At 64.3% G+C, this 11,360-nt stretch carries 10 protein-coding genes; 9 read left to right on the top strand and 1 reads right to left on the bottom strand.

The window, feature by feature from the left end; translation table 11 throughout:
• Together E5W70_RS27235 and E5W70_RS27240 are read left to right on the top strand one after the other, a co-directional pair.
• Positions 1-355: ANTAR domain-containing protein (locus E5W70_RS27235; RefSeq protein WP_292664302.1), on the top strand; the 355-nt coding region annotated here is incomplete at its 5' end.
• Positions 356-357: 2 nt separating this feature from the next.
• Positions 358-1,596 (top strand): CmpA/NrtA family ABC transporter substrate-binding protein, encoded by a 1,239-nt coding sequence (locus tag E5W70_RS27240; protein ID WP_292664304.1) that lies wholly within the window; start codon positions 358-360, stop codon positions 1,594-1,596.
• A gap of 244 nt (positions 1,597-1,840) precedes the next feature.
• Here the strand turns inward: E5W70_RS27240 and E5W70_RS27245 are convergent, their stop codons facing one another.
• Positions 1,841-1,969, bottom strand: coding sequence for a hypothetical protein (locus tag E5W70_RS27245; protein WP_292664306.1), 129 nt, complete (start codon positions 1,967-1,969; stop codon positions 1,841-1,843).
• Here E5W70_RS27245 and E5W70_RS27250 point away from each other — a divergent pair.
• From E5W70_RS27250 to E5W70_RS27280, 7 genes are all read left to right on the top strand, one after another.
• A complete protein-coding gene (locus tag E5W70_RS27250; RefSeq protein ID WP_292664308.1) occupies positions 1,956-3,272 on the top strand; it encodes a CmpA/NrtA family ABC transporter substrate-binding protein in 1,317 nt (438 codons plus the stop codon). The two genes, E5W70_RS27245 and E5W70_RS27250, sit on opposite strands and share 14 nt — an antisense overlap.
• A 75-nt stretch (positions 3,273-3,347) precedes the next feature.
• On the top strand, positions 3,348-4,244 hold the full coding sequence (ntrB, locus tag E5W70_RS27255) for a nitrate ABC transporter permease (RefSeq protein WP_292664310.1): 897 nt from the start codon (positions 3,348-3,350) through the stop codon (positions 4,242-4,244).
• A gap of 10 nt (positions 4,245-4,254) precedes the next feature.
• On the top strand, positions 4,255-5,052 hold the full coding sequence (locus tag E5W70_RS27260; RefSeq protein ID WP_292664312.1) for an ABC transporter ATP-binding protein: 798 nt from the start codon (positions 4,255-4,257) through the stop codon (positions 5,050-5,052).
• 546 nt (positions 5,053-5,598) lie between these two features.
• Complete coding sequence (locus E5W70_RS27265; protein WP_292664314.1) at positions 5,599-6,900, top strand: nitrate/nitrite transporter; 1,302 nt, start codon at positions 5,599-5,601, stop codon at positions 6,898-6,900.
• 19 nt (positions 6,901-6,919) lie between these two features.
• Entirely contained in the window at positions 6,920-9,370 is a 2,451-nt protein-coding gene (gene nirB, locus E5W70_RS27270; protein WP_292664315.1) for a nitrite reductase large subunit NirB, read from the top strand.
• 5 nt (positions 9,371-9,375) lie between these two features.
• On the top strand, positions 9,376-9,705 hold the full coding sequence (gene nirD / locus E5W70_RS27275) for a nitrite reductase small subunit NirD (protein ID WP_292664317.1): 330 nt from the start codon (positions 9,376-9,378) through the stop codon (positions 9,703-9,705).
• A 3-nt stretch (positions 9,706-9,708) separates the two neighbouring features.
• On the top strand, positions 9,709-11,360 hold a 1,652-nt coding region (locus E5W70_RS27280; RefSeq protein WP_292664319.1), incomplete at its 3' end, for a molybdopterin-dependent oxidoreductase.

Genomic DNA, 11,360 nt, shown 5'->3' on the forward strand with positions numbered 1-11,360 from the left:
GTTCGTAGACCGCTCGGACCAGGCGTCGATCGAAGCCGCGGTGGAAGCGGGGGTGTCGGCCTATGTCGTCGACGGCCTGCGTCAGGAGCGGGTCAAGCCGATCCTCGACATGGCGATCAGCCGCTTCAACGCGTTTTCGCGCATGGCGCGCGAACTGGAAGAGGCCCGCAGCGAATTGGAAAGCCGCAAGGTGATCGATCGTGCCAAGGGCATACTGATGAAGTCGCGCGGCCTGTCGGAGGACGCGGCCTATACGCTGCTGCGCAAGACCGCCATGAACCAGAACCGCAAGATCGCCGAAATCGCCCAGAGCCTTGTGACGGCGGCAGGCCTGCTGGATCCCGAGGAGAGTTGACGATGGCCGCCGAGCACCGGATCAATGCGGGCTTCATGCCGCTCTTCGACAGCGCTGTCCTTGTCGCGGCGAAGGAAATCGGTTTCGCCCTGCGCGAAGGCATCGATCTGATGCTCAACCGGGAAACGTCCTGGGCCAACATCCGCGACCGCATCGCCATCGGCCATTTCGATCTCGCGCATATGCTGGGGCCGATGCCGATCGCCTGCAATCTGGGGCTGACGCCGCTCGCCTCCGACACGGTCGTGCCGTTCTCGCTCGGCCTCGGCGGCAATTGCGTCACCGTTTCGAATGCGGTCTGGGCGGGCATGGCCGCGCACGGCGCCTTACCCGAGCTCGATCCGGCGCGGGCCGGCAGGGCGTTGGGGGCGCTGATCCGCGAACGGGCAAATGCCGGCGGCGATCCGCTTCGCTTCGCCGTCGTCCATCCGCACTCCGGGCACAATTACGAACTGCGCTACTGGCTCGCCGCCTGCGGCATCGACCCGTCGCGTGAAATCGAAATCGTCATCGTGCCGCCGCCCTTCATGGCGGACGCGCTCGCCGCCGGCAGGATCGACGGCTACTGCGTCGGCGAACCCTGGAACAGCGCCGCGGTCGTCGCCGGCACCGGCCGCATCGCCACGGTCAAGGCGGCCATCTGGAAGACCAGCCCGGAGAAAGTCGTCGGCGTGCGCAAGGCCTGGGCGGAAAAACAGCCGGACGCGCTTTCGGCCCTGCTGCGCGCGCTGCATCATGCGGCGCGCTGGTGCCAGGATCCGGCAAACCGCGATGAACTCGCGGCCTTGATGGCGCAACCGGCCTTCCTTGGCCTGGCGCCGGCGCTGCAGATGCCGATCCTCAGCGGCCATCTTGCGCTCGGCGGCGGCGCCGAACTCAGCGTCGGCGACTTCTTTCTGCCCTTCGACAAGGCGGCGAACTTCCCGTGGAAGAGCCATGCGCTGTGGTTCTATACGCAGATGGTGCGCTGGGGGCATGTCGCGCACACGCCGGAAAACCTCGCTATTGCCCGCGACTGCTACCGCCCCGATCTCTACCGCTCGGCGTTGAAGCCACTTGGCGTGGCGCTTCCCGGTGCCAATGCCAAGGTCGAGGGCGCGCTGAAGGCCGCGACTCCGGTCGGCTCGGCTGGTGCCAGCCTGGTGCTCGGTCCCGACGGTTTCTTCGATGGCCAGATCTTCGATCCCGACGAGATCGACGCCTACATTGCCGGCCAGAAATTGGCGCGCGCCGAAGCCTGATCATTTCCGCGCCATTCTTGTGCACTGCACAAAAAATGTGCGTGCAAATGCGCTAATGAACAATCCTTAGCTTGCTCGTCCAGCGGGCCGGCGCGCCGAAGATTGTGGCATGTCGTTGATCTCATTGATGTTTGTCGTCCATTCCGAAACTGGCACGGTTCCTGCCTTGTAATAGGCAGACTCTTCTCGGAGTCACGGAATACGCGTCCAATGGCGGGCGCTACAGGCAAAGCTGCCGCTCAGGTCAACACGCGATCCCGGATGGACGGACGCGCGAGGCCTGGCCGGCGGCTTTTTTGTTTTGGTCGAACACGCAATCGACGGCGCCGATCCCAAGCCGCGCCCAACCGGAGATGACGATGACGAAACGCATCAAGAGCCATTCCGCCCAAACGGCGATCAGCCGCCGCGATTTCCTGAGGATCAGCGCGGCTACCGCGGCGACGCTGGCCGCGGCGCGTGCGCTGCTGCCCTCCGGCGCCTATGCGGCACCCGCCGCGCCGGAAGTCACCGGCGCCAAACTCGGCTTCATTGCGCTGACCGATGCGGCACCGCTGATGATTGCCAAGGAGAAAGGCCTGTTCGAAAAATTCGGCATGCCCGATGTCGAGGTGCTCAAGCAGGCCTCGTGGGGGGCAACGCGCGACAATCTGGTGCTCGGCGGCGAAGCCAACGGCATTGACGGAGCCCATATCCTGACGCCGATGCCTTATCTGATGCACACCGGCAAGGTGACGCAAAACAAGCAGCCGCTGCCGATGGCAATCGTGGCGCGGCTCAACTACGACTGCCAGGGCATTTCTGTCGCCCAGGAATATGCCGGCACCGGCGTCGGCCTCGACGCCTCCAAGCTGAAGGACGCCTTCGCCGCCAAGAAGGCGTCGGGCAAGGAGGTCAAGGCCGCCATGACCTTCCCGGGCGGCACGCACGATCTTTGGCTGCGCTACTGGCTGGCCGCCGGCGGCATCGATCCCGACAAGGACGTCTCGACCATCGTTGTGCCGCCACCGCAGATGGTCGCCAACATGAAGGTCGGCAACATGGACGTGTTCTGCGTCGGCGAGCCGTGGAACGAGCAGCTCGTCCATCAGGGCGTCGGCTTCACCGCCGCCACCACGGGCGAACTGTGGAAGGGCCATCCGGAAAAGGCGCTCGGCCTGCGCGCCGCCTTCATCGACAAATACCCGAACGCCACCAAGGCGATCCTGATGGCTGTCATGGAAGCCCAGCAATGGTGCGAAGCAAAAGAAAACAAGGACGAGATGGCCGCCATCATCGGCAAGCGGCAATGGATGAACGTGCCGACCGCCGACATCATCGGCCGCCTCAAGGGCGACATCAACTACGGCAATGGCCGCGTCGCCAACGGAACCGATCTCTACATGAAGTTCTGGAAGGGCGGCGTGTCCTATCCCTTCAAGAGCCACGACAGCTGGTTCCTCGCCGAGAATATCCGCTGGGGCAAGTTCGCGCCGACCACCGACATCAAGGCGTTGGTTGCGCAGGTCAATCGCGAGGATCTGTGGCGCGAGGCGGCCAAGGATCTTGGTGTCGCCGCGGCCGATATCCCGGCCTCGTCATCGCGCGGCCCCGAAACCTTCTTCGACGGCAAAATCTTCGATCCGGAGAACCCGTCCGCCTATCTCGACAGCCTGAAGATCAAGGTGTCGGCCTGAGCCTGACATAGATGCGGGGCAGGCGGTGGCAGCGCCGCCTGCCTTGCATGTGCTGCCAAGGAGTTTTTCGAAAAAATGTCTATCCAAGCCATCGAGGACAGCAAGGTGAAGCCGTTCCCCGCGCCGGCCAAGCCCGCCGAGGTCATCGCTTTCACAGCCAGGGCGCGGCGCCGCTTCGACCCGGCCGCGATCGCCAGCAAGCTGGCAAGCACGCTGGTGCCGCCGGTCATTGTCATCACCATTATGCTCGTCGTCTGGCAGGTCGCCTGTTCATCGCCCACAGCCAGCCTGCCACCGCCAAGCCAGGTGTGGAACGAGGCCTATGACCTGATCGCCCATCCGTTCTTCGACAATGGCCCGCAGGACATTGGACTCGCCTGGCGGGTGCTGATGTCGCTGCAGCGGGTCGCCATGGGCTTCGGCCTGGCGGCAATCGTCGGCGTCGCGCTCGGCGCCCTCGTCGGCCAGTCGATCTGGGCGATGCGCGGCCTCGATCCGGTCTTCCAGATCCTGCGCACGGTGCCGCCGCTCGCCTGGCTGCCGCTGTCGCTGGCGGCGTTCCGCGATTCCAGCCCGTCGGCGATCTTCGTCATCTTCATCACCTCGATCTGGCCCATCATCATCAACACCGCGGTCGGTGTCCGCAACATCCCCGATGACTACCGCAACGTCGCCCGTATCCTCCGGCTCAACCAGTTCGAGTTCTTCGTGAAGATCATGGTGCCGGCGGCCGCGCCTTACATCTTCACCGGATTGCGGATCGGCATCGGCCTGTCATGGCTGGCCATCGTCGCCGCCGAAATGCTGACCGGCGGCGTCGGCATCGGCTTCTTCATCTGGGACGCGTGGAACTCGTCGCGGCTGCCCGACATCATCGTCGCGCTCGCCTATATCGGCGTCACCGGCTTCTGCCTCGACCGCCTGGTCGCGGCGGTCGGCGCCTTCGTCACCCGCGGCACAACGGCAAAGTGAGGAGGGCACCATGACGGCCTATCTGAAGCTCGACCACATCGACAAATCCTTCGCCCGCGGCACCCAGGTCAGCGACGTCCTGAAGGACATCCGCCTGACCATCGACAAGGGCGAATTCGTCTCGATCATCGGCCATTCGGGCTGCGGCAAGTCGACCTTGCTCAACCTGATCGCCGGCCTGACCAAGGTCTCGGCCGGCGCGGTTCTGCTCGAAGACAAGGAAGTCGACAGCCCCGGCCCCGAACGCGCCGTGGTGTTCCAGAACCACAGCCTGCTGCCATGGCTGACCGTTTACGAAAACATCAATTTGGCAGTCACGAAGGTCTTTGGCCGGAGCAAGAGCCGGGCCGAGCGGCATGACTGGATCATGCGCAATCTCGATCTCGTGCAGATGGCGCATGCGAAAGACAAGCGCCCAGCGGAGATATCGGGCGGCATGAAGCAGCGCGTCGGCATTGCCCGGGCGCTGGCCATGGAGCCGAAGATCCTGCTGCTCGACGAACCCTTCGGCGCGCTCGACGCGCTGACGCGCGCCCATCTTCAGGACGCGGTGATGGATATCCATTCGAGGCTCGGCTCGACGACGATCATGATCACCCACGATGTCGACGAGGCGGTGCTGTTGTCCGATCGCATCGTCATGATGACCAACGGCCCGGCGGCCACCATCGGCGAGGTTCTTGCCGTGCCGCTGGCCCGGCCGCGCCGGCGCATCGAGCTTTCCTCCGACCGCACCTTCCTGCGCTGCCGCGAGGCGGTGCTGAAATTCCTCTACGAACGCCACCGCTTCGTCGAAGCCGCGGAGTAAGGCAATAACCTGAAAACTCGTCATCATCATTGGCAATCTGCATCGGCAACGGGCAATCTACCGCATTGCACAAATATTATGCTGCCGTGCAAGGCATTCTGACTAATCTTTGATCCGCTGCCGAGCTTGGTCAAAAGTCGCGCGGCTGCGGTTCACCTTGGTTTCATTCGATAATTCAGAGCGCTGTCGAATTGGCACGCTTCCTGCTTTTCAAAATGTAGGTCCGCAAGGGCCAAGTGACACGGCGTCCAATGGCGGGCGCCACAGGCAAAGCTGCCGCTCAGGTCCACACGCGCTCCCGGAACTCTGGACGCGAAGACCTGGCCGGCGGCTTTTTTGTTTTGACGCAATCGACGGCGCTGGTCCCAAGCGGCGCCCAACCGGAGACGACGATGACGAAACGGATCGGAACTGGCGCGTCCCTCGCGGACTTCACACGCCGCGATTTTCTGGCCGTCAGCGCGCTGACCGCGGCGCCGCGGAGCTGACAGTCGCGAACGAACAGACAAGGGCGGTGCCTCCCACGCCGCAAACCGGAGCCAGAAAATGACCGCAAATCTCCCAGCAGCGCCCAGCCAGGACAGTGCTCCCCGGCAGGCGCTTGCCATGTCCACCATCGCCTTCACCGTCTGCTTCGCGGTGTGGACGATCTTTTCAATCATCGGCGTGCGCATAAAGCAGGAGCTGGGCCTGAACGAGACGGAGTTCGGCCTGCTCGTCGGCACGCCGATCCTCACCGGCTCGCTCGTGCGTATGGTGCTCGGTGTCTGGACCGACCGTTTTGGCGGACGGCTGGTATACACCGCGACCATGCTTGCGGCGGCGGTCGCGACCTTCCTGCTCGCTTTTGCGCACACCTACGGGCAGATGCTGGTCGCTGCGCTAGGCGTTGGGCTCGCCGGCGGTTCCTTCGCCGTCGGTGTCGCCTATGTCTCGCGCTTCTTCCCGGCCGGCAAGCAGGGTACGGCGCTTGGCATTTTCGGTGTCGGCAATGTCGGCGCCGCGGTTACCAAGTTCCTGGCACCGTTCGTGCTTCTCTCCTGGGGCTGGCAGTCGGTCGCGCTGATCTGGGCGGCAGCACTCGTCGTCATGGCCGCCGTCTTCTGGTTCACGACCGGCGACGATCCGGTCATCCGCGAGCGCCGCGCCGGCAAGGCAGCGCCCGCGGGAAGCTTCTTGCAGGAATTCGCGCCGCTCAAGAACCTGCAGGTCTGGCGCTTCGCCTTCTATTATTTCTTCGCCTTCGGTGCGTTCGTGGCGCTCTCGCTATGGCTGCCCCGCTACCTGATCGGCGTCTACGGCTTCGGGCTTGCGACCGCCGGCATGATCGGGGCGGCCTATTCAATTCCGGCAAGTATTTTCCGCGCCTATGGCGGCGTGCTTTCCGACCGGATCGGCGCCCGCACCGTGCTCTACTGGACCTTCGCTGTCAGTGCCGCCGCGACTCTCGTTCTGTCTCTCCCCTCGGCAGATTACGTCGTGCGCGGTGTCAGCGGGCCGATCGCCTTCCATTTCGAGGTCGGCCCGCTCGCCTTCATAGCCGTTGCCTGTGTGCTCGGCTTCTTCATGAGCCTTGGCAAGGCTGCCGTCTACAAGCACATCCCGGCTTACTATCCACAGAGTGTCGGCGCGGTCGGCGGCGTTGTCGGCATGATTGGCGGGCTCGGCGGCTTTATCCTGCCAATCGTCTTCGGCGCGCTCAACGACCTCACCGGCGTCTGGTCGAGCTGCTTCATGCTGCTCTTCGTCATCGTCGCCACCTGCTTTGCCTGGATGCATTTTTCGATCCGGCGGATGGAGCGCACGGCGTCTGACGAAGCTTCAGGCCTTTCCTACGCGGCTGAGTGAGACCGGAGTGGATCAGGACATGACCGAGAAACTCGTTATCATCGGCAACGGCATGGCCCCCGGGCGCATGCTGGAGCACCTCCTGGAAAAGGCGCCCGGGCGCTACCAGGTCACCATCTTCAACGCCGAGCCGCGCGTGAACTACGACCGCATCATGCTGTCGCCGGTCCTGTCCGGCGAAAAGGCCTATGAGGAGATCATCATCCATGGCGACGGCTGGTACATCAAGCACGGCATCACCCTCTACAAGGGCCACAAGATCGTCGCCATCGACCGGCAGGCAAAGACCGTCACCTCCGATCATGGCGTGACCGAGCCCTACGACAAGCTGGTCATCGCCACCGGCTCGGTGCCATTCATCATTCCGGTGCCAGGCCATGATCTGCCCGGCGTGCTCACGTATCGCGATCTCGACGACGTCCGGGCGATGATGCTTGCCGCCCAGTCGCGGGCCAAGGCGGTGGTCATCGGCGGCGGCCTGCTCGGCCTGGAGGCGGCTGCGGGCTTGAACGCGCAAGGTATGGACGTCACGGTGCTGCACGTCATGCCGACGCTGATGGAGCGTCAGCTCGATCCGGCCGCCGGCTATCTCCTGCAGCGCGCCGTCGAGCAGCGCGGCATCAAGGTCATCACCAAGGCCAACACCCAGGCGATCACCGGCAACGGCAAGGTCGAGCGGGTAGAGCTTGCCGACGGCACAGTCATTCCCGCAACGCTCGTCGTCATGGCGGTGGGCATCAGGCCGAATGCGGCGCTGGCGAAGGAAGCCGGCATTGCGGTCAATCGCGGCATCGTCGTCGACGCCGGCATGCGCAGCAACGATCCCGATATCTACGCAATCGGCGAATGCGCCGAGGTCAACGGCCAAGTCTACGGGCTGGTCGCGCCGCTCTACGAGATGGCGCGCGTCGCCGCCAGCCATCTGGCTGGCAATGAGGCAGCGGCTTTCGTCCACATGGACACGCCGACCAAGCTCAAGGTCACCGGCATCGAGCTGTTCTCTCTCGGCGACTTCGCCGAGGGCGATGACCGCCAGGAGATCGTGCTGCGCGATGCCGCGGCCGGCGTCTACAAGCGCCTGGTGCTCAAGGACGACCGCATCATCGGCACCGTGCTCTATGGCGAGACGGCGGACGGCGCCTGGTTCAACGACCTCAAGAAGAAGCAGACCGACATATCCGAGATGCGCGATACGCTCATCTTCGGCCAGTCCTACCAGGGAGGCGCCCCCCTGGACCCTATGGCGGCCGTTGCAGCCTTGCCGGATGATGCGGAAATCTGCGGTTGCAACGGCGTATGCAAGGGAAAGATCACCGGCGCGATCACGGCCAGGGGCCTGACCTCGCTCGACGATGTGCGCGCCCACACCAAGGCGTCGGCCTCCTGCGGCTCCTGCACCGGGCTGGTCGAAAAGCTGATGGTGCTGACCATCGGCGACAAATACAACCCCGCGGCGGTCCAGCCGATGTGCAGCTGTACCGCGCTCGGCCATGACGAGGTCCGCCGGCTGATCAAGGCCAAGGGCTTGAAGACCATTCCCGCCGTCATGCAGGAACTGGAGTGGAAGACCTCCTGCGGCTGCGCCAAATGCCGGCCGGCGCTCAACTATTATCTCGTCTGCGACTGGCCCGACGAATACGCCGACGATTACCAGTCGCGCTTCATCAACGAGCGCGTCCACGCCAACATCCAGAAGGACGGCACCTATTCGGTAGTGCCGCGCATGTGGGGCGGCGTCACCAACGCCGCCGAATTGCGCGCCATCGCCGACGTCGTCGACAAGTTCGATATCCCGATGGTCAAGGTCACCGGCGGGCAGCGCATCGACATGCTCGGCATCCGCAAGGAAGACCTGCCGGCGGTGTGGGCCGATCTCGGCCAGGCCGGCTTCGTCTCCGGCCACGCCTATGCCAAAGGGTTGCGCACGGTGAAGACCTGCGTCGGGTCGGACTGGTGCCGCTTCGGCACGCAAGATTCGACGGGGTTCGGTGTCCGCATCGAGAAATTCATGTGGGGCTCGTGGACGCCGGCCAAGGTCAAGATGGCAGTCTCGGGCTGTCCCCGAAACTGTGCCGAGGCGACCTGCAAGGATGTCGGCGTGATCTGCGTCGATTCAGGCTACGAGATCCATTTCGCCGGGGCCGCCGGCCTCGACATCAAGGGCACCGAGGTGCTCGGCCTGGTCAAGACCGAGGACGAGGCGCTGGAGCATATCGTGGCGCTGACGCAGATGTATCGCGAGCAGGGCCGCTATCTCGAACGCATCTACAAATGGGCCAAGCGCGTCGGCATCGCCGAGATCAAGCGCCAGATCATGGACGATGGCGAGAAGCGCAAGGCCTATTTCGACCGCTTCGTCTTTTCGCAGAAATTCGCGCAGGTCGATCCGTGGTCGGAACGCGTTTCCGGCAAGGACAAGCACGAATTCCGGCCGATGGCTTCGGTCGGCTTCGCGCAGGCGGCGGAGTGATCATGATGAACTGGGTATCAATCGGCTCGATATCAGACATTCCGCGCCGCGGCGCGCGCTGCGTCGCCACGCCTCAAGGCAAGATCGCCGTCTTTCGCACGGCCGACGATCAGGTCTTCGCCATCGAGGACCATTGCCCGCACAAGGGTGGGCCACTCAGCCAGGGCATCGTCCATGGCACGGCGGTGACCTGTCCCTTGCACAATTGGGTGATCTCGCTGGAGACAGGCAAGGCGCTCGGCGCGGACGAGGGTGTGGTGCGCACCATTCCGGTCCGGATCGACGGCGAGCGGCTGTTCATTGCGCTGGAAGCGCTGGCCAGCCGCGCGGCGTGAACCATGCAGATTGATGAAGCGCGCGAGGTGAGGACCACCTGCCCCTATTGCGGGGTGGGTTGCGGCGTGCTGGCGAAGGTCGCCGCGGACGGTGAAATAACCGTTCGTGGCGACCCGGACCACCCGGCGAATTTCGGCCGGCTCTGCTCCAAAGGCTCGGCGCTGGCCGAGACCATCGACCTCGACGGCAGGTTGCTTCATCCGGAGATCCACGGTCGCCGTACCGACTGGGACGAAGCGCTCGATCTTGTCGCTTCGACCTTCTCGCAAACCATTGCCGAGCACGGCCCTGACGCGGTCGCTTTCTACGTCTCCGGCCAGTTGCTGACCGAGGACTATTACGTCGCCAACAAGCTGATGAAAGGCTTCCTCGGCTCGGCCAATATCGACACCAATTCGCGCCTGTGCATGGCCTCGTCGGTCGCCGGCCACCGCCGCGCCTTCGGCTCGGACACCGTTCCGGGAAATTACGAGGATCTGGAACTTGCCGACCTGATCGTACTGGTCGGCTCCAATCTCGCCTGGTGCCATCCGGTGCTCTACCAGCGCATTGCCGCCGCCCGGGAAAAGCGGCCCGAGATGAAGGTGGTGCTGATCGACCCACGCCGCACCATGACCTCAGATATCGCCGACATGCATCTGGCGATCGCGCCCGATGGCGATGTCGCTTTGTTCACAGGGCTGCTTGCCTATCTCGGCCAGCACAACGCGCTGGACCGCACCTATATCACAGCGCACACGACCGGTTTCGGGCAAGCCCTTTTCGCCGCCTCGGCGCTCGACCTTGCCGGCATCGCCGCTGCCACGGGCCTCGGCGAGGATGAGCTGGCCCGCTTCTACAGCCTGTTTGCCGCGACGGCGAAGACGGTGACCGTCTACAGCCAAGGCGTGAACCAGTCGTCTTCGGGCACCGACAAGGTCAACGCCATCATCAACTGCCATCTGGCCACCGGCCGCATCGGTAAGCCCGGCGCCGGGCCGTTTTCGGTGACCGGCCAGCCCAATGCCATGGGCGGCCGCGAGGTCGGCGGCATGGCCAACATGCTGGCCGCTCACATGGAGATCGAAAACCCCGAGCACCGCAACCGCGTGCAACGCTTCTGGAACGCCCCAACGGTCGCCGAAAAGCCAGGCCTCAAAGCGGTCGAGATGTTCGAGGCGGTGGCCGACGGTCGCATCAAGGCGCTGTGGATCATGGCCACCAACCCGGCCGATTCGATGCCGGATGCCGATGCGGTCGAAGCGGCGATCAAGGCCTGCCCGTTTGTTGTGGTGTCGGACGTGCTGGGCGAGACCGACACGGTCCGCCATGCTCATGTCCGGCTGCCGGCGGCGGCGTGGGGCGAGAAGGACGGCACCGTCACCAATTCGGAGCGCCGCATCTCGCGCCAGCGGGCTTTTTTGGCCACGCCCGGCGAGGCAAGGCCAGATTGGTGGATTATCGCTGAAGTCGCCAAGCGGATGGGCTTTGGTGAGGCGTTTTCGCATGTGTCGCCGGCCGACATCTTCGCCGAGCATGCCGCGTTGTCGACATTCGAGAATGACGGGGCGCGCGATTTCGACATCGGCGCGTATGGCGATATCGGTGCAGAGACCTATGAGGATCTTCTGCCGTTCCAATGGCCAGCGCCGGCCTCACCCTCCCCCTTGAGGGG

This window comes from Mesorhizobium sp. (assembly GCF_005063415.1).
GTDB lineage: Bacteria > Pseudomonadota > Alphaproteobacteria > Rhizobiales > Rhizobiaceae > Mesorhizobium.